Here is an 18,766-nt window from a genome sequence, read left to right on the forward strand (position 1 = left end):
GCCTTTGACGGTCGTGTTGTGGGGTCAGAGTTCCCCGGATATGACGCCGTTGCGGAAGGCGGCCCATTCTGAGGCGTTGAACCGCAGAGGATCGCGACCGGTGTCTTTGGAGTCGCGTATGGCGACTGCCCCGCCGGGCAGGTCGGTGATCTCGACGCAGTTGTTCTCCGGACCGCTGGCGGAGGATTTGTGCCAGGCGGCTGCTGAGAGGTCGAAGGCGTAGGACTCTGCCTCGCGTTCGACATTCACTTATCGCGGCTTCTTTCTTCCATCTGTGCGATCAGAGCCAACGAATCATCCATCGGCAGGGCAGCGGCGACGATGCGTTCGAAGGCATCGGCGAAGGTCTGGACTTCGTCGGTGCCCTCAGCGTAGGACGCCCCGATGAGGTTCTCCAGAAGTACTACGTCGGGCATGGGGCCCGGGAGGCCCACCAGGCTGAAACTGCCCGCGTTGCCGGGGTGAGGGGGCGCGTCCAACGGCATGACCTGCAAGGTCACGTTGGGCATTTCGGAAACGTCGAGCAGCCGCCGCAACTGCTCCCGCATGGTCGTCGGCCGGACGGCGAAGCGTTGGTGCAGGACCGCTTCATTGATGACCGCCCACATCCGCAACGGCCCGTCGGGGCGGGTGAGTACGGCCTGACGGGCCTGACGGACCTCGGCCAGCGCCGCCACTTCCTCCGGAGTGCGCGTCATGGCGCCGGCCCCGATGGTCTCCCGGGCGTAAGCGGCGGTCTGGAGCAGTCCGGGCACCAGCAGCGGGGCGAACTCGCGCACGCTGTCCGCGTCGAACTCCAACGAGATGTAGTCCGCGTACGCGGGTGCCACCACCCCGCTGTACGTCTGCCACCAGCCCTGCTTGCGCGCGTCTTTCGCCAGCGCCTCCAACGCGGCGAACACTTCCGGGTCTTCCACCCCGTACAACGCGAGGAGTGCTGATACGTCCTCCGGCCGGATGTGCCCATTCGCGGTCTCGATGCGGGAGAGCTTCGGGCCGATCCACCCCAGTTCCTCGGCGGCCGTATCGAGGGTCAGACCAGCGGAGTTCCGGTACCGCCTGAGAGCTTCGCCGAGCCGTCGGCGGCGGACGGTGGGCGTGGGGCGAACGTTTGGCATGGCTGGAGTGTTGCAGCCGCCTTAACTGCAAGTCGATGGAACGAACTCTCGATCCATCAATTCGGGTGACAAGCTTGCGAAGCAGTGGGTCGGGGCTATCGCACGACGCGCTTGCCCGCGATGAATCCGGCGATGTCCGGTGCGGGGAGCACGCGGACGCAGTCGTCCACGGAACCGGTGAGTGCGTCGCGGTACGCCACGATGTCGTGGGGGTCCGAGGTGATGATGACCGCGGACGGGTGTCGGGCGGCGACGACCACGAGGAGCGCGTCGACGGCGTCGGGCCGCTTCTCCCGCGGAATCGACGCCGAGGCCAGCAGGTGTCCGGCGCGTTTCGCGTCGTCCTCCGTGTGCCCCGCCTGGCAGACGCCGCACGCGGGCTGTGCCGCGTTACGAGTGCCGAAGACGACGCACTGCGTCACCGCGCGGGTCAGCGGAGTCCACCGCCCAGGGCGCCATGCCTGTGCCAGGACGGGGAGCGGTACGACGGGCGGGTGCCCCTCCTCGGTCAGGATCGTGTGCAGGATGTGGGCGGACTTCTCCCGGCGGTCCAGGGCGATGAGCATCCCCGCGTCATAGACGAAGACCGGTGTTTTCACGCCGCGTCCCGGGCCTCGGCGGCGAGGGCCTCGGCGATCCCGGCCCGAGCCGCCGACAGCTCGGCCTCATCGAACTCCGGACCGGCGCCCTCGGGGGCCGGCAGGGCCTCTGTGGCGCTGACCGCGGCGTCCGTTTCCGCGAAACGGCGGGTGACGACCGCGTCCTCTGTCATCTGACGCAGCACGGCGGCGGTGACGTACGAGGACACGTCGAGCCCCATGGCGTCGGCGTGCTCCTTCACCGATGCGCGGACAGCCGGGTCCATGCTGACGCTGAAGCGTTCCCTGGTGGCCATACAGCCGACCGTAGCACGCCGTGTTACGCCTCTGTCGGCGTCTGGCGGGGCGATGTCGCCCGCCGGCGCGGGTCCGCGCCGGCGGCTTCGCGCCGGCGGCTTCGCGCCGGCGGCTTCGCGCAGTGGATCTTGAGGCCAGGCTGGTGCCGCTCCTCCCATGCCTGAATCGCATGGATCGCACGGAGAGAAGCCGTGGAGCGAACACGGCCCGGCAACCCTGCGGCCCCTGGCGCCCGATGCCGTCCGTGTCCCCTTCTGTAGAGACCCGACAGGGTCCGCCACTCGCCCCTGTCGAAGCTCGATTCTCTTTTCGGCGACGCGGACCTATACGTTCGGTGTATCCAGCACCACCTACGAAAGGGTGATCCGTTGAGCCGCTCGGTTCTCGTCACCGGAGGCAACCGGGGCATCGGCCTCGCCATCGCCCGGGCCTTCGCCGACGCAGGCGACAAGGTCGCCATCACCTACCGCTCCGGTGAGCCGCCGGCCGGGTTCCTGGCCGTGAAGTGCGACATCACGGACCCCGAGCAGGTCGAGCAGGCGTACAAGGAGATCGAGGAGAAGCAGGGCGCGGTCGAGGTGCTGGTGGCCAACGCCGGCGTCACCCGCGACCAGCTGCTGCTGCGGATGTCCGAGGACGACTTCGCGTCGGTCGTCGAGACCAACCTCACCGGCACCTTCCGGGTGGTCAAGCGCGCCTCGAAGGCCATGCTCCGCGCCCGCAAGGGCCGGGTCGTGCTCATCTCCTCCGTCGTGGGGCTGATGGGGTCGGCGGGGCAGGCCAACTACGCCGCCTCCAAGGCCGGACTGGTCGGCTTCGCCCGTTCCCTCGCCCGTGAGCTGGGCTCCCGGAACATCACCGTCAACGTCGTCGCCCCCGGCTTCGTCGACACCGACATGACGCGCGTACTCACCGACGAGCAGCGCAAGGGCATCGTCGGGCAGGTCCCGCTCGGGCGTTACGCGGAGCCGGCCGAGGTCGCCGCCTCGGTCCGCTTCCTCGCCTCGGACGAGGCCGCATACATCACTGGAGCCGTCATTCCTGTCGACGGCGGATTGGGCATGGGTCACTGATCAGCATGAGCGGAATCCTCGCAGGCAAGCGCATTCTGGTGACGGGCGTCCTCACGGAGTCCTCGATCGCCTTCCAGGCCGCCAAGGTCGCCCAGAACGAGGGCGCCGAGGTGATCCTCACGGGCTTCGGCCGGCTCTCCCTCGTCGAGCGCATCGCCAAGCGGCTGCCCAAGCCGGCCCCGGTCATCGAGCTGGACGTCACCAACCAGGAGCACCTCGACGGGTTGGCCGACAAGGTCCGCGAGCTCCAGGGCGACGACGCGGGCCTCGACGGCATCGTGCACTCCATCGCCTTCGGCCCGCAGGGCGCCTTCAACTTCCTGGAGGCGAGCTGGGAGGACGTCTCGACCGCGGTGCACGTCTCGGCGTACTCGCTGAAGTCCCTGACCATGGCCTGCCTGCCGCTCATGGAGCATGGCGGCTCGGTCGTCGGCCTCACCTTCGATGCGCAGTTCGCCTGGCCGAAGTACGACTGGATGGGCGTGGCCAAGGCGGCCCTGGAGTCCACCAACCGCTACCTCGCGCGGGACCTGGGCGCCAAGAAGATCCGCTGCAACCTGGTCTCGGCCGGCCCCATCAAGTCGATGGCCGCCAAGTCCATCCCCGGCTTCGAGGAGCTCGCGGACGTCTGGAACCACCGCGCGCCCATCGGCTGGGACCTCGCCGACCCGGAGCCCGCCGGCCGCGGCGTCGTCGGCCTGCTCTCGGACTTCTTCCCGCGGACCACGGGCGAGATCGTCCACGTGGACGGCGGCGTGCACATGATGGGGGCCTGAGCCCTCAGGACTCGCGCGGAGCCGTACGTACGCGACGACGCCCCGGAACCCGCAGCGCGCGGGGGCCGGGGCGTCGCCCGTTCGGTCCAGCAGGCCGGGCGGCCGGGCGGCTCCGCCGGGCACTGTGGAAGGGCGTTCCCCTTGTGGTGCAGCCGCGGCAGACCGCCGCGGTACGGCCGAGGAGGTGCCGCCATGCGCATGCCCCGCCGCCTGGCCGCGGCCGTCCTGACCGCCGCCGGTCTCGGCTTCGCGGCCCCGCCGCCCGCCGCCCCGGCCGAGCGCGTTCCGCACGTACGGGACGTACGGGACGTACGGGACATACGGGTTGAGCGTGTTCCGTACGTACGGGCCGAGCACGTACCGCTCGTACGAGCCGAGGCCGAGCGCTCCGCGTTCGTACGGGCCGAACAGCCGTCGCCGTCCCCGGACCGGCCCGAGACGCGGTGCCGCGCCGAGATACGCGGCTCGCACGCCGCCGCCGACTGCTTCAACCCCAACTCCTTCGCGGACCGCGTGCAGCTGCACATCGAGTGCGCCCGCTGGTGGGACCCCGACATGGACGGCGCGAACACCGCCGTCGGCCCCGCCCAGCACGTCTCGCTCGCCGGGCGCTGCTGGAAGGAGATACGCGCGGCCTGGGTGACCCATCACTGAGGGACGACGGGCCCCCGAGGCCGCTCCTTCCGCCTGTGAGTTCCGTGCATCAGCTCCGCCCGTCAACTCCGGGTGCAGCGCGCCGGACGGCAGTCGAAGTTGTGCGCCGCCGCCTCGGTCTCCGCCTTCTCGCTGTCGCCCGCGCGGATCGCGGCGACCAGCCGGGAGTGGTCCATCCGGGCCTCCGGCCGCAGTTCCGTGCCGAGACCCGAGCGCAGGAAGCCGCGCACCACCCCGCCGAGGTCCGCGTACACCGCGCTCATGACCTCGTTGTGCGCGGCGGCCACGACGGCCGCGTGCAGGGTGGCGTCCGCCTCCACGAACAGCTCCGCGTCCCCCGACTCCCACGCTCGTTCGCGCCGGTCGAGCAGCGCCTCCAACTGCCGCAGGTCCGCCTCGGTGCGCCGCAGCGCCGCCAGCGCGGCGGCCCTGGTCTCCAGCGCGCCGCGCAACTCCGCGACGTGCTCCGGATCGGAGCCCGCGAAGCGGCGGTGCATCACCCCGGCCAGCTCGCTGGTGGCGACGACGTACGTGCCCGAGCCCTGCCGGATGTCCAGCAGGCCGTTGTGCGCGAGCGCGCGCACCGCCTCCCGGACGGTGTTACGGGCCACACCGAGCTGTTCGACCAGCTCGGGCTCGGTCGGGATGCGGGAGCCGACGGGCCACTCGCCGGAGGTGATCTGGGTCCGGAGCCCGGCGATCACCTGGTCGACGAGGGCGGAGCGCCGGGGCGAGGTCAGTGGCATGCGGCTCCTGAGTGTGAACGGTGGAGGTGATCCACCTCATGAAAATCTGGACAGCCATTCATCCCATGATTCTATGATGGACCAATGGCAGATGAAGAGGTTATGACAAGCAGCCCCGGCGCGGCGGACCGCGGCCACGAAACTCCCGGGACAGCGGAGTCTTCCGGGATACCGAAGGCGTCCGATGATGCGCACGAGATACCTGCGGCATCCGAGATACCTGATGCACCTGAGATGCCCGAGGCGCTGGACGGCTCCGGTGGTGTCGTCTCGCGGTGGCTGCGCCCCCTGGTGCTCGCCGGGCTGGTCCTCGCCGCCCTCAACCTCCGCCCCGCCGTCACCAGCCTCGGACCCCTCCTCAAAGAGGTACGCACCGGCCTCGGCATGAGCGGCGCCGTCGCCGGACTGCTCACCTCGGTGCCCGCCCTGTGCTTCGCCGTCTTCGGCTTCGCCGCGCCCCGGCTCGCGCGCCGGTGGGGCCCCGGCACCGTCGTCTGCGCGGGCATGGCGGCCATCGCCGCGGGCCTCGTCCTGCGGCCGTTCGCCGGCGGCACGGCCGCCTTCCTGGCCGCGAGCGCCCTCGCGCTGGCCGGCATAGCCGTCTCCAACATCCTGATGCCGGTGATCGTCAAGCGGTACTTCCCCGACCGGGTCGGCTCGACGACGGGCGTCTACTCCATGGCGATGGCACTGGGCACCGCGGCGGCCGCCGCCGCGACCGTGCCCATGACCCACGCGCTGGGCGGCAGTTGGCGCGTCGGGCTCGGCGTGTGGGCCGTGCTCGCCGCGATCGCGGTGGTGCCCTGGGCGGCCGTCGCCCGCGACCGTACGCACCGGAGCGAGCCGCACGCCGCGTCCGGCGGGGGAACGGGCGCCGCGCCGGACGGGCCCCGCGCCCCCATCACCCGCTCCGCCACCGCCTGGGCCATGACCGTCTTCTTCGGCCTCCAGGCCACCGGCGCGTACATCACCATGGGCTGGATGCCGCAGATCTTCCGCGACGCGGGGATGTCCGCCTCCACCTCTGGCGTGCTGCTGGCCGTGGTCATGCTGGTGAGCGTGCCGCTCTCCTTCGTGCTGCCGCGCGTAGCCGCCCGGCTGCGCAGCCAGAGCCCGCTCGTCGTGCTCCTCGGCGTCTTCGGCCTCACCGGCTACGCCGGGCTCTACCTCGCTCCGGCCGGCGGCGCCTGGGCGTGGGCGCTGCTGATCGGCGTCGCCAACTCCGCCTTCCCGCTGGCCCTGACGATGATCGGGATGCGGGCGCGGACCAGCGCGGGCGTGATCCGGCTCTCCGCCTTCGCGCAGAGCACCGGCTATCTCATCGCCATCCCCGGTCCGCTGCTCGTCGGTGTGCTCTACCAGCACAGCGGCGGCTGGGGGCAGCCGATCGCGCTGATGGCGGCCCTCCTGGTGCCTCAGGTCTTCGCCGGGATACTGGCGGGCCGCGACCGCGTCATCGAGGACGAGGTCTGAGGGCGAGGTCTGAGGGGGCGGGCGCGCGGGCCCGGCGGGCAGGTACGCGGGTCCGCCGCCCAGGCGCGACCGGACAGGCCCAACGGGCCCCGGCGTGAGGGCCGGACCCCGCGGCGCGGCCGCCGGGCGGGGTGGGAGACTTGCTCCATGCCCGTGCTCGATGAGAACCCCAAGAACGGTCAGAAGACCCTGCTGACCATCCTCGGCGTCATGCTCGCCATCACCGTCGTCATCGCGGTCGTCGCCTCCCTCGCGGCCCCCTGACCCCGGCCCCTGGCCTTTGACCGCGCCCCCTGACCGCGCCTTTGACCGCCGCGGTCGGTCCCGATGGTGGGGCTAACCCCACCACCCCTAGGGGAGGTGGGTCAGGGAGAAGTGGGTGGGTCACCGGATGGGGCGGACGGTCTCCGCTCCATAGGTTTGATGTACACCGCGAACCGGCGGTGCCCGATCGAACCGCTCGGAGGCGATCCACGTGTCCGCCGACACGCACCTGCACGTCCCTGCTCCCCGTACCGCGCAGACGCGGCTGCCCTGGTGGGCCCTGGTGCTGCCCGCGGTCGCCTTCGTCGTGCTGTTCGCGCTGATGATCTCGCCCGCCGCCGCGGACTCGGTGAGCTCCGCCTCGGCCGCGCACGCGCTGGAGGTGCTGAGGCACTTCCTCGGCGGCTTGCTGTCGTGACAGTCGTACACGTCGGTCGTACGCATGGGGCGTAGGCCACGCTCGTACGCACCCGGCCGTACACACCATTCGCACGCGCCAGCCGCACGCACCGGCCGTAAAGAGTCGCGCAGCTCCGAGCCGTACGGGCATGGCGCCCCCGGCCCGAGCCGTCCCCGGCAGCAGGCCCCTGTCCCCTGCCTCCCCTGCGGGCCTCCGCCGCCCGAGCGGGCGATCCGCCCCGTGCCCGAGCCGCCGCGAACGGCTTCGACGCGGTCGATATGAGCCGCGCCCTCGCGCCGACCGGCGCGCTGCCGGCGGACCGCCCACCACCCGGTGAGTGACCGCCGCCCCGTACGCCCTCGGGCAGCCCGGCGCCGGCCGACGCGGCCCGGTCCGCGGCGTACCGCCGTGGTGAACGAGGCTTTCAACACCCCGCGCCTCACCGACGGTTTCATGCGAAGCTGGAGGTATGAGCGCCGCCGCATCTTCCCGGGGTACGACCCCCCAAGCCATGGAATCCCGCAGGATCGTCATTCTCCGGCACGCCAAGGCCGACTGGCCCGACGTGGACGACCACGAACGTCCGCTCGCGGAGCGCGGCCGCAAGGACGCGCCGATCGCCGGACGCCGCCTCGCCGACGCGGGCATCGTGCCGGACCTGGCCCTCTGCTCGACCGCGGCCCGTACCCGCGAGACCTGGAAGCTCGCGGTCCACGAGCTGCCGCAGCGCCCCAAGACCGTCTACGAGGACCGGCTGTACGAAGCCGGCCTGGGCGAACTCATCGCCGTACTCAACGAGACCCCCGACGACGTGCGCGACCTGCTGCTCGTCGGCCACAACCCCGGCATGCACGCCTTGGCGGACGCCCTCGCGGGCGAGGCCGAGGGCGACCTGCTGCCCCGGATGAACCGCACCGGCTTTCCGACCGCCTCCATCGCGGTGATCGCCTTCGACGGTTCCTGGAAGGGCGTCGAGCACGGCGTCGGCCGCCTGGTCGAATTCTGGGCCCCGCACGAGTAGCCGAACCGCCGGCTCGTCAGCGCACCGAGCCCCGGAGCCGATCTCGGCTCCGGGGCTCTTGTCCGTACGTGGTCCGTGGCCGCCCGCGCCGGGGCGGCGCTCACTCGTGGGTGTCGGCCGCCTCGACCTCTTCGCGGGTGATGCCGAGCAGATACAGGACCGTGTCCAGGAAGGGCACGTTCACGGCGGTGTGCGCGGCCTGCCGCACCACCGGCTTCGCGTTGAACGCGACGCCGAGACCGGCCGCGTTGAGCATGTCCAGATCGTTCGCGCCGTCCCCGATCGCCACGGTCTGATCGAGCGGCACTCTCGCCTCCTCGGCGAACCGGCGCAGCAGCCGGGCCTTGCCCGCCCGGTCCACGATCTCCCCGGTGACGCGGCCGGTCAGCTTTCCGTCCGCCACCTCAAGGGTGTTGGCGGAGGCGAAGTCCAGCCCCAGTCGCTCCTGGAGGTCGTCGGTGACCTGGGTGAAGCCGCCGGAGACGACCCCGACCTGGTAGCCGAGCCGCTTGAGGGTGCGGATGAGGGTACGGGCCCCGGGCGTGAGGCGGACCTCCGCGCGCACCTTGTCCACCACGGACTCGTCCAGCCCCGCCAGCAGCGCGACCCGCGCGTGCAGCGACTGCGCGAAGTCCAGTTCGCCGCGCATCGCCTGGGCGGTCACCTCGGCGACCTCGGCCTCGCAGCCCGCGTGCGCCGCGAACAGCTCGATGACCTCGTCCTGGATGAGGGTCGAGTCCACATCCATCACCACGAGCCGCTGCGCCCGCCGCTGGAGGCCGGACGCCACGACGGCCACGTCCACGCCGAGCCGCGCCGCCTCGGTGGCGAGCGCGGTCCGCAGCACGGCGGTCTCCGCGCCCGAGACGGCGAACTCGACGGCCGTGACGGGGTACTTGGCGAGCCGGAAGATACGGTCGATGTTGCCGCCGGTACCGGTGATACGGGCGGCGATGGCCGCCGTCGACTCGGCGGTCAGCGGATGGCCCAGCACGGTGACATGCGAACGGCCCGTACCGCGGGGCCGGTTGTCGCCCCGGCCCGAGATGATCTCGGCCTGGAGATGCAGCGACTCGGCCCAGCTGTGCACGGTGGCCCGCAGCTCGCCCTCGGTGGCGCCGCTGCCGACGGGGGCGGTGATCAGTGCACACAGCACGATCCGGCCTCGGGTGACGACCTGCTCGATGTCTATGACATCCACCGACCAGGCGGCCAGGGTGTCGAAGAGCCCGGCGGTGATGCCGGGCCGGTCCTTGCCGAAGATCTTGACGAGGAGGGTGGGGGAGTCGTCCCCGGTGAGACCGGAGACGGCGGGGACGCCGGAGACGGGCGGAGTCTGCGATGCGCTCATGGTGCTCATACGGTATCGGGCGGCGCGCGGGAACCGTACATGTGTCCCGTGTGCTGGGACGCCGGGCGCTGCCGCGGGCTGCGGTCCGGGAGCACTGCCGGGCCCTCGCCGGGCCGCCGCTGGGCCGTTGCCACGGCCCGCCCGGAGGGCCCCGGCGAACGTCGGAAGGCGGCCCGGCCGAAGGGCACGACGGCATGCTGAGGGTGTCGGTGCTGACGCTGCCGGTGCCGCCGGCCCGCCGTTCGGTGACCGACTGGCCGAGTGGGAATCGCCTCGCGGGGCGCCGGTCCGCCCACCGGGCACGGCTCTTCCGGCCGGGAGCCGGTCGAAGCGCCGCCGACGGCGCCAGGGCGGCGCGCTCGCTCTCAGCCCCGAGGCATCCTGCTCGGCCAGTCGCGCCGGTGCCGTGCTTTTACTGGCGCCGCCGCGAGCCGCAGGCTGTCGCGGCGCCCGGCCGGCCCGGCGGGAACCGCTTCGTGAGGCGGCGGACTGCCCCCTTCCGGTCGGGAGTCGGTTCCAAGAGCCGTAGGCGAGGGCCTGGGCGACGCCCCCGCCTCAGTCCCGAGGCCCTGGCTCGTCCGGCCGATCGGTGTCGGTGCGATACCGCCGGTGTTGTGGTGAGCCGCAGGCTGTCGTGTCGGCGGGCCGATGCCGCCGGGACACACCCCATACGCGTCCTGGTGCCCGGTGCCCGCCCGCCCGTCGTTCGGCGGCCGGCCGGCTCGGCGAACCGACCTTTTCCGGCCGGGAACCGGGTCCAGAGCCGCCAGCGGCGGGCCCGGACGACGCGCCCCGCCCTTAGCCCCGAGGCACCTGCTTGGCCAGGGCGGACCGGTGCCCTGCCGGTGTTGGTCCCGCGTGTGACGGCCCCCGGATCGACCGGGCGGGAACGGCTCCCAGAGCCGCCACCGGCGGCCGGGCCGCCGCGCCCGCTTTCAGCCCCGAAGCTCAAGCTTCTCCGGGTGGACCGGTGCCCGTACCGGTGTCGGTGTTGGTACCGCCGGTACTGCCGCGAGCCGCAAGCTGTCGCGGCACCCGGCCAGCGCGGCGGGAGTCGCCTCGCGGAGCGCCGGTCCGCCCACCGGGCACGGCCCTTCCGGCCGGGAGCCGACCCCAGAGCCGCAGTCGGCGGCCGAGAGGCCACCCCGCCCTCAGCCCCGAGGCCCAGGTCCCTGCGGGCGGCCCGGTGCCGGAGGCGGTGGTGGCGGGGGAGGCGGGTCCTCTCTCGGAGGGCGTCGGCGTGGGGTGGTTTGGGGGCGGCGGTTCGGGTCGGGGTTGTGTACGGGTCGTCTTGGGCGGGGCGCAGGTAGGGGTTCGTCTCGTCGAGTGGGCGGTAGGCGGGGGAGGGGTTGTAGGGGCCCGGCTCGTACGCCAGGTTCGGGTAGGTGCGGGAATGGTCGAGGCCCGGCCCGTCGCCGCCCCGCCCCCGCGCGTACGGGGCCGCCCGCCGCCCCGCGGCCCCCGTCGCGCACGCCAGCAGCCCCCCGAAGGCCCCGGCCGCGGCTCCCCAGGCCGCGCCCAGCAGCAGCGCGGCAAGCGCGTGTCCGTGCAGGTCGAGCCCGGCCCCGAACGCGTCGAAGCCCAGCACGGACAGGCTCGCGTCCGCCTTCACCCGCGTGAGCCACACCAGCAGCGGCAGCGTGAGCGCCGTCACCGCGCCCAGCCACACCGCCAGCCGGCCCGCGTAGGCGAGCGGCTTCAGCCCGTTCCGGGGCGTACGGGCCGCCGCGAGCAGCCCCGTGGCGAGCATCGTCAGCACGCACGCGAGAACCAGCAGCCACACCCGCCCGTCCAGCTCGGCCAGCCGCCCCACCGTCACCGCTTCGTCCGTCTTCGAGCCGAGCAGCTTGTCGAGCGGGTCGGGCAGCAGCCGTACCAGCGCGCCGCCGGCCCTGCCGTGCCACGGCACGAAGAGCCCGATCGGGAGGCCCAGCCAGACCCCGTTCGGCGCCGCGAGCACGGCGGAGCCGAGCACCCGGCGCGGATGGTCGTCGCCGATCGCCGCGTACACGGCCGCCGCGAGCCCCGCGCAGACCGCGAGCACCAGGGCCGCGCGCAGCGCCGACGCCGCCGGCCGTACGGTCCGGTGCAGCGCCTCCCAGCCGCGCGGCAGCGGCGTGCCGCGCGAGGTGAGCACCGCGATCAGCAGCACCGCGAGCACCCACAGCGCGCCCCCGAGCAGCGAGGCCCCGGTCCGTACGCTGAAGCCGACGGCGGCCTTGGCGTTCGCGAGGTCGGCGAGCCCGTTCGTGAGCCGGCCGCCGAGGTCCCCGAGGTCGCCGACGCCCGGGATCTCGACGCCCGTGCGCCCGCCGCCGATCTTGTCGAGGCCCAGCTCGGAACCGTCGATCGTGATGGTGTCCGAACCGGCCCAGGTGAGCACGCCGAGCAGGACGAGGAAGAGCGCGGCCACGGTCGCCACCCGCGCCGCCAGCTCCGTACCCCGGATCGTGCGGCCGGCGGCCCGTAGCGACCGCAGGAATATCCAGCCGAGGACGAGCGCGCCCACCAGGCTCACCCCCAGTGGCGCGATATCGATGGCGGTACGCGCCTGCGCGCCCTCCAGGCCGAAGGCCTTGAGATCCCCGGAAGGGGTGACGGATCCGCCGACGGCGAGCACCACGGCGGCCGCCGTCATCGGGCCGAGCCGGCCCGTGCCGTCTGCCCCGAGCAGCTTCAACCCGAGCGCCGCGACCGCGGCCATGGCCAGGAAGGCCCAGCTCACCGCCGCTACGGAGGTCAGGGCGAGCTCCGCTGCGCGCACCGTTCGCCTGTCGCTGCTGCTGGTCATCACGGCCCCCCGTTCCACACCAGTTGCCCGGATACACGCGTTCCGTGCGTATCCGGGGGCGGTTACTACTCTCCGAGGGTGTTCCGGTTGCGTCAACGGGCCCCTGTTACGGGGTCCTGATCAATCCCGACTTTCAGATGAGGGACTGTCCCTGAAATAGTTCCTCCCGATGTTCGCCATCCCTAGACTCCCTGTCGTGGGGGGTAATTCGGGGGACAAGTAGTGGGGCATGGAGTGCGGGAACTCGTACTGGAATTGAACGGACAGACCTGGACACTCGATCCATCCAGGTCATATACCCTCGGACGGGATCCGCAGGGGGACATGGCGATCGAGGACGCCCGCGTCTCATGGCGGCACGCCACCGTCCGCTGGGACGGCCGCAGTTGGGTCATCGAAGACCATGGGAGTACCAACGGCACGTACGTGCAGGGCCAGCGCGTCCAGCAGATGGAGATCGGCCCCGGCTCGACCGTCCACCTCGGCAACGCGACCGACGGCCCGCAGCTGATCCTCTCCATCGCGGCCGCGGCCGCCCCGGGCGCGGGACTTCCCGGCGGGCAGCCGGCGAGCGCGGCGCAGCCGGCGAACGCCGCACCGCCGCAGGTCGCACCGCCGCAGGTCGCGCCGGGGGCGCAGGGGATACAGGGGGTTCAGGCCCCGGCGCCGCAGCACCAGCAGCCCGGCCCCGGCTGGGCCCAGCCGCCCGCGCGGCACCAGCAGTCCGCGCCGTACCAGCAGCCCGCACAGCCGCAGGCCGACTGGCAGCAGGCGCATCACCAGCAGCCGCACCAGCCGCAGGGGCACCATCAGCAGCAGGCCTACATCCCCGCGCAGCAGCAGCAGCAGCAACAACAGCCGCCGCCGGGCATGGCCGGCCGGCCGGCCATGCCGGCCCACGGCGACCGCAGCCCCACCACCTTCCACCAGCTGGCGCTGGGCCGGGTGATGCGCATCGGCCGTGCGCTGGAGAATGAACTGGTCGTCTCCGACCTTCAGGTCTCCCGTTATCACGCCGAATTCAAGGCCGCCCCGGATGGCCGCTTCGAAATCGTCGACCTCGGCAGCCACAACGGCACCTATGTCAATGGCCAGCCGGTCCGTCATCAGATCATCGGCCCGAACGACATCGTCGGAGTCGGCCATTCCACGTTCCGATTGGTCGGCGACCGGCTGGAGGAATTCGTCGACACCGGCGAGGTCTCCTTCTCGGCCCGCCATCTGACGGTCACGGTCGCCGAGAACAAGACCATCCTCAAGGACGTCTCCTTCGGCGTCCCCGAGAAATCGCTGATCGCGGTCATCGGCCCGTCGGGCTCCGGCAAGTCCACCCTGCTGCGCGCGCTCACCGGCTACCGCCCGGCCGACCACGGCGAGGTCCTCTACGACAACCGGAACCTCTACAAGCAGTTCGCCGAGCTACGCCAGCGCATCGGCCTGGTCCCGCAGGACGACATCCTGCACAAGGAGCTCAGTGTCCGAAAAGCGCTGCGGTACGCCGCCAAGCTCCGCTTCCCCGGCGACACCGCCGAGAACGAGCGCGAGGCCCGGATAGGCGAGGTGCTGCGCGAGCTCAAGCTCGACATCCACGCCGACAAAAAGGTCCACTCCCTCTCCGGCGGCCAGCGCAAGCGCGTCTCGGTCGCCCTGGAGCTGCTCACCAAGCCGTCGCTGATCTTCCTGGACGAGCCGACCTCCGGCCTCGACCCGGGCATGGACCGCGACGTCATGCAGCTGCTGCGCGGCCTCGCCGACGACGGCCGCACCGTCCTGGTCGTCACCCACTCCGTGGCCGAGCTCGCCATCTGCGACAAACTCCTGGTGATGGCCCCGGGCGGCTCGGTCGCCTACTTCGGCCCGCCCGACGAGGCGCTGAACTTCTTCGGCTACGGCACCTGGGCCGATGTCTTCTCCGCCTTCGAGAACTACCGCGACTACGACTGGTCGGGCCGCTGGCGCGGCTCGCAGCACTACCAGATGTACGCCGCCGACCTCGACGCCGCCGCACCCCAGCAGGCGTACGCGCAGCACGCGCAGCCGCCGGCCCGCGTACCCAAGCCGCAGAGCTGGGGCTCCCAGCTCTGGACCCTGATGCGCCGCTACACCTCGGTCATCGCCTCCGACCGCGGCTTCATGGGGCTGATGCTGATCCTGCCCGCCGTGCTCGGCGGCGTGAGCTGCGTGATCCCCTCCGACTTCGGACTGGGCGCACCGACGAAGGGCCACTTCAACCAGGACGCGGGCACCATCCTGCTGATCCTCGCGGTCGGCATGTGCTTCTCGGGCGCCGCCAACTCCGTCCGCGAGCTGATCAAGGAACGGGTGATCTACGAACGGGAGCGGGCCGTCGGCCTGTCCCGCTCCGCCTACCTGATGTCCAAGGTGATCGTCCTCGGCGTGATCACCGCGATCCAGGGCGTCATCCTCTGCGGGATCGGCTTCTCGATCCGCGAGCTGCCGAAGGAGGGCGTCGTCCTGGCCGGCCTCCCGGCCGTGGAGCTGTGCCTGGTCGTCATCGCCCTCGGCTTCACCTCGATGATGATCGGCCTCGTCATCTCCTCGCTGGTCAAGACCGCCGAGAAGACGATGCCGCTGCTGGTGATGTTCGCGATCGTCCAGGTCGTGTTCACCGGCATCATGTTCAAGATCTACGACTCGCCCGGCGTCGAGCAGGTCGCCTGGCTGATGCCGTCCCGCTGGGCGGTCGGCGCCGCGGGCGCGACGCTGGACCTCTCGCACATCATGGCCCCGATGGACAAGGGCGACCCGACCAACCTCGACCCGCTGTGGGAGCACTCCGCGGCGGTCTGGGGCCTGGACATGGCCGTGCTCATCGCCCTCGGCGTCGTCTGCGGCTTCGCGGTCGCCAGACTGCTGCGCCGCCATGAGCCGGAGGTCATGCGCTAGCGGTCACGCCGGGCCGGCGCTCGTACGGACACGTACCCAGCCCGAGCCCGTACGGACGGCCGCCGGACCCGAGCCCGTACGGATACGTACCGGACCCGCGCCCGTACGGTCGTACGCACCGCACGCACGCCGAAGGGCGGCCGCACCCACCACGGGGTGCGGCCGCCCTTCGGCGTATGGCCGCGGCCTGATGATGCCGGCCCGGCTCAGCGGGCCGGGAAGCCGGGAAGCCGAGGAGCCGGGAATCAGCCGGCTCAGTAGGCCGAGTTCACGTTGTCCATCGAGCCGTAGTTGGCTGCCGCGTACTTGCAGGCGGCGGTGATGTTGGCGACCGGGTCGTAGATGTCCCAGGACGTGCCGTTGACGTGGTACTGCTTGAACGTCGGGTCGATGACCTGCAGCAGGCCCTTGGACGGGATGCCCGCGACGGCGTTCGAGTCGTAGTCGTTGATGGCCTGCGGGTTGCCCGTCGACTCGCGCATGATGTTGCGCTTGATGCCGTCGTAGCTGCCGGGTATGCCCTGCGAGTGCATGATGTCGAGCGACTGGCGGATCCAGCCGTCGAGGTTGTCGCCGTACTGGGGCGCGGCGGTCTTGGGGGCGGGAGCGGCGGCGCGCTTCTCGGAGCGGTTCGCGGCGGTCTTGCCGGAGCGGTCCTTGTCGGCCTTCGCCTTGGCGTCGACGCCGGCCTTCTTGGCGGCGGCCTCGGCCTTCTTCTTGGTGTCGGCGGCCTTCGCCCGCGCCTCGGTCTTGGCCTGCGCGGCGACGGTGCCGGACTGCTTGGTCAGCGCTTCCTGCTGGATCTTGGTGCCGAACGTGGTGGAGTCCTGCGCGACGGGCTTGACCGCGATCGACTGGGTGTCGCCGTTGGCCTCGGCCGAACCGGGCACAGCCGCGAAGGTCACGGCGGCGACACCGGCGGCCGCGATGCCGGCGACGGAGAACTTGTGGACCTTGGAGAGACGGCTGTAGCCAGGAATGGTGGGGACGGGCATGCGGGGGTGACCTCTTCCAATCGCTTGAGTCGCAGTGGCCGGATCGGCGCGGGGAACGCCGCTTCTCGATCGACGGCGCCCTGCGACTCGGCAATTGTTAGCGGCCGCAAAAAGCTGTGGCAAAGGTGTGACGTACTACCCGGCTTCGTGGAAGAAGGGGGTGTTCGGGTCAGTGCGAACGCGCCGCATACCCGTTCGCAACCCCGTTATGCATCCACTACTCCGGCTCGTAAGTGACGTGCGCCCTATGTGCGGGCTCACACCGGGCGCCCCCTCGGCTCGCCCGGTGTGCGCGTATGACTGCGGAGCGTGTGCCTCAGAGCTCGACCATCACCTGGTCCAAGGACTTGCGGACCAGGTCCGGTACCTCGCAGTCCGCCGCCGGGTAGCCGACGGGGATCACCGCGAACGCCTTCTCGTTCACCGGGCGGCCCAGCACCTCGCCCAGGAAGCGCATCGGGCTCGGCGTGTGCACCAGCGCCGCCAGCCCCGACAGATGCAGCGCGGAGAGCAGCATCCCCACCGCGATGCCGACCGACTCGTCCACGTAATAGTGCTTGCGCTTGGCGCCGTCCGGCCCCAGCCAGTACCGCTGCTGGAACACGACGATCAGCGCCGGGGCGTCCGTGAGGTGCGTTTTCACCTCGTCCGTGCCCAGCGGGCGCAGCGCCGCCAGCCACTCCTCGCCGAGCCGCCCCTCATAGGAGAGGTGCTCTTCCTCCTCCGCCGCCCGGCGGATGCGCCGTCGCACCTCGGCGTCCTTCACCAGCACGAAGGTCCAGGGCTGCTGATGCGCGCCGGACGGCGCGGTGGCCGCGCAGGCGATGGCGTCCTTCACCACCTGCTCCGGCACCGCGTCGGTCGAGAACTGCCGTACGGTCCGCCGCTCGTCCATCCGCGCCCGCAGCTCGGCGGCGCGGGCGAGGGACTCGGCGGCGGGCATCCGGGCCGGCCGGTAGGGCACCGTCCGGTAGGGGGCGCCGTGCGTCGGGATCCAATTCCTCGTCGGTGTAGGCATGACCCAGAGTCTGATCCCCGCAGGGCTGATCATCAATGGGGCAGCATCAGGTGAACATCCCCGAACTCATGCCATAGATAGCCTTGTTCGATAGCCTCCGCATAGCTACTGCAAAGCAATTCCCGACCCGTCAGCGCCTCCAGCATCAGCAGATGCGACGCCTCCGGTTCATGCAGCCCCGTCAACAGCCCGTCCACCGCCCGCACTCCGCGCTCCGGCGTCACGACGAGATCCGTCCACCCCGCCGCGGCCCGCACCACGCCGCCGGGCCCTCCCGGACCGGCCGCCGACTCCAGCGCCCGTACCGCCGTCGTGCCCACCGCCACGATCCGCCCGCCGCCCGCCCGCGCCGCGTTCACCAGCCACGCCGTCGACGGCGGCACCGCGAACCGCTCCGGATACGGCGGCTCGTGCGCCTCGCCCGACGCCACGCCCGTATGCAACGACACCGGAGCGACCTGCACACCCCGGCTCACCAGCCGCGCCACCAGGCGCGCGGTGAACGGGCGGGCCGCGCTCGGCATCTCCGCGGAGCCGTGGCCGTCGGGGTCGGGCACGGCGAAGACGCTCTGGTACGCGGAGAGCGGCTGATCCCGCTCCGTATAGCGGTAGCGGATCGGCCGGCCGTACCGGTGCAGCACCGCCTCCGCGTCCGCCCCCGAGTCCGCCCCTATGCCCACGCCCACGCCCACGGCCGCGGACGGCCGCGCCCACCACAGCCGGTCGCCCGTCGGGTCCACCGGCCCCTCCAGTACGAGCCGCAGCCCGCCCGGCAGCGTCACCGCCGCCCACGTCAGGTCGCCCGTACGCCGCCGCGTCGTGCCGTGTCCGTCCGGCCGGCGCACCTCCACCGACCAGCGGCCGTCGTCCGCCCGCGTCGAGAAGTGCACCACTACGGGCTCCTCGCCCAGCCGGCCGTCCACCGCGGCGGGCAGCGTCCGCGAGGTGTTCACCACCAGGACGTCCCCGGCCCGCAGCAGCTCGGGCAGCTCGCGGAAGGCGTGGTGCGAGACACCGCCCCGGCCGCTCACCAGCAGCCGTACGTCGTCCCGGCGCAGCCCCGGGCCGCGCTGCTCGGCCGGAACCCGCGCCGACAGCTCCTCGGGCACGCGCAGCACCTCGCGCGGATCCACCGCCTTCATCGCCCGACCTCGGGCTCGTGTCCGATCTCGGGCTCGTGTCCGATCTCGGGCTGGCGTCCGGCCTCGGGCTGGCGTCCGGCCTCGGGCTCGTGTCCGATCTCGGGCTGGCGTCCGGCCTCGGGCTGGCGTCCGGCCTCGGGC

General features: G+C 71.9%; 18 protein-coding genes. 8 read left to right on the forward strand and 10 right to left on the reverse strand.

Going from position 1 to position 18,766, the window contains the following annotated elements:
* Window positions 1-24: 24 nt before the first annotated feature.
* From AB0I22_RS26285 to AB0I22_RS26300, 4 genes are all read right to left on the reverse strand, one after another.
* Entirely contained in the window at window positions 25-249 is a 225-nt protein-coding gene (locus tag AB0I22_RS26285) for a DUF397 domain-containing protein (protein WP_363133366.1), read from the reverse strand.
* On the reverse strand, window positions 246-1,118 hold the full coding sequence (locus AB0I22_RS26290) for a helix-turn-helix transcriptional regulator (RefSeq protein WP_363133367.1): 873 nt from the start codon (window positions 1,116-1,118) through the stop codon (window positions 246-248). The genes AB0I22_RS26285 and AB0I22_RS26290 overlap by 4 nt, the downstream gene beginning before the upstream one ends.
* 95 nt (window positions 1,119-1,213) lie before the next feature.
* Window positions 1,214-1,717 (reverse strand): hypothetical protein, encoded by a 504-nt coding sequence (locus tag AB0I22_RS26295; RefSeq protein ID WP_363133368.1) that lies wholly within the window; start codon window positions 1,715-1,717, stop codon window positions 1,214-1,216.
* Window positions 1,714-2,013: a hypothetical protein gene (locus AB0I22_RS26300; RefSeq protein ID WP_363133369.1), complete on the reverse strand. Its 300-nt coding sequence runs from the start codon at window positions 2,011-2,013 to the stop codon at window positions 1,714-1,716. The genes AB0I22_RS26295 and AB0I22_RS26300 overlap by 4 nt, the downstream gene beginning before the upstream one ends.
* Window positions 2,014-2,382: 369 nt before the next feature.
* On the opposite strand from AB0I22_RS26300, the gene fabG reads away from it, so the two are divergent.
* From fabG to AB0I22_RS26315, 3 genes are all read left to right on the forward strand, one after another.
* Window positions 2,383-3,087: a 3-oxoacyl-[acyl-carrier-protein] reductase gene (fabG, locus tag AB0I22_RS26305; RefSeq protein WP_363133370.1), complete on the forward strand. Its 705-nt coding sequence runs from the start codon at window positions 2,383-2,385 to the stop codon at window positions 3,085-3,087.
* Window positions 3,088-3,092: 5 nt separating this feature from the next.
* On the forward strand, window positions 3,093-3,863 hold the full coding sequence (gene fabI / locus AB0I22_RS26310) for an enoyl-ACP reductase FabI (RefSeq protein WP_363133371.1): 771 nt from the start codon (window positions 3,093-3,095) through the stop codon (window positions 3,861-3,863).
* A 192-nt stretch (window positions 3,864-4,055) separates the two neighbouring features.
* On the forward strand, window positions 4,056-4,517 hold the full coding sequence (locus AB0I22_RS26315) for a hypothetical protein (protein ID WP_363133372.1): 462 nt from the start codon (window positions 4,056-4,058) through the stop codon (window positions 4,515-4,517).
* Window positions 4,518-4,579: 62 nt separating this feature from the next.
* Here AB0I22_RS26315 and AB0I22_RS26320 read toward each other — a convergent pair whose 3' ends face one another.
* A complete protein-coding gene (locus AB0I22_RS26320) occupies window positions 4,580-5,263 on the reverse strand; it encodes an FCD domain-containing protein (protein ID WP_363133373.1) in 684 nt (227 codons plus the stop codon).
* Window positions 5,264-5,497: 234 nt separating this feature from the next.
* Here AB0I22_RS26320 and AB0I22_RS26325 point away from each other — a divergent pair, with 234 nt between their 5' ends.
* From AB0I22_RS26325 to AB0I22_RS26340, 4 genes are all read left to right on the forward strand, one after another.
* Entirely contained in the window at window positions 5,498-6,736 is a 1,239-nt protein-coding gene (locus tag AB0I22_RS26325; RefSeq protein ID WP_363133374.1) for an MFS transporter, read from the forward strand.
* Window positions 6,737-6,883: 147 nt separating this feature from the next.
* Complete coding sequence (locus AB0I22_RS26330; protein ID WP_363133375.1) at window positions 6,884-7,000, forward strand: SGM_5486 family transporter-associated protein; 117 nt, start codon at window positions 6,884-6,886, stop codon at window positions 6,998-7,000.
* 211 nt (window positions 7,001-7,211) lie between these two features.
* Window positions 7,212-7,418, forward strand: a complete 207-nt coding sequence (locus tag AB0I22_RS26335; RefSeq protein ID WP_363133376.1) for a hypothetical protein — start codon at window positions 7,212-7,214, stop codon at window positions 7,416-7,418.
* Between the two features lie 493 nt (window positions 7,419-7,911).
* The gene (locus AB0I22_RS26340; RefSeq protein WP_363133377.1) at window positions 7,912-8,421 is read left to right on the forward strand and encodes a histidine phosphatase family protein; all 510 of its coding nucleotides are present in this window, start codon (window positions 7,912-7,914) and stop codon (window positions 8,419-8,421) included.
* A 100-nt stretch (window positions 8,422-8,521) separates the two neighbouring features.
* Here the strand turns inward: AB0I22_RS26340 and serB are convergent, their stop codons facing one another.
* Window positions 8,522-9,772, reverse strand: coding sequence for a phosphoserine phosphatase SerB (serB, locus tag AB0I22_RS26345; RefSeq protein WP_363133378.1), 1,251 nt, complete (start codon window positions 9,770-9,772; stop codon window positions 8,522-8,524).
* A gap of 412 nt (window positions 9,773-10,184) precedes the next feature.
* Window positions 10,185-12,563, reverse strand: a complete 2,379-nt coding sequence (locus AB0I22_RS26350; protein ID WP_363133379.1) for a streptophobe family protein — start codon at window positions 12,561-12,563, stop codon at window positions 10,185-10,187.
* 222 nt (window positions 12,564-12,785) lie between these two features.
* On the opposite strand from AB0I22_RS26350, the gene AB0I22_RS26355 reads away from it, so the two are divergent.
* Window positions 12,786-15,470, forward strand: a complete 2,685-nt coding sequence (locus tag AB0I22_RS26355) for an FHA domain-containing protein (protein ID WP_363133380.1) — start codon at window positions 12,786-12,788, stop codon at window positions 15,468-15,470.
* 254 nt (window positions 15,471-15,724) lie between these two features.
* On the opposite strand, the gene AB0I22_RS26360 is transcribed toward AB0I22_RS26355, so the two are convergent.
* The 3 genes from AB0I22_RS26360 to AB0I22_RS26370 form a co-directional block, all read right to left on the reverse strand.
* On the reverse strand, window positions 15,725-16,465 hold the full coding sequence (locus AB0I22_RS26360; RefSeq protein ID WP_363133381.1) for a transglycosylase SLT domain-containing protein: 741 nt from the start codon (window positions 16,463-16,465) through the stop codon (window positions 15,725-15,727).
* A gap of 316 nt (window positions 16,466-16,781) precedes the next feature.
* Complete coding sequence (locus AB0I22_RS26365) at window positions 16,782-17,483, reverse strand: nitroreductase family protein (protein WP_363133382.1); 702 nt, start codon at window positions 17,481-17,483, stop codon at window positions 16,782-16,784.
* A 32-nt stretch (window positions 17,484-17,515) separates the two neighbouring features.
* The gene (locus tag AB0I22_RS26370; protein ID WP_363133383.1) at window positions 17,516-18,625 is read right to left on the reverse strand and encodes an S-adenosylmethionine:tRNA ribosyltransferase-isomerase; all 1,110 of its coding nucleotides are present in this window, start codon (window positions 18,623-18,625) and stop codon (window positions 17,516-17,518) included.
* Between the last annotated feature and the right edge of the window lie 141 nt (window positions 18,626-18,766).

It is taken from the genome of Streptomyces sp. NPDC050610 (assembly GCF_040654875.1).
Classification (GTDB): domain Bacteria; phylum Actinomycetota; class Actinomycetes; order Streptomycetales; family Streptomycetaceae; genus Streptomyces.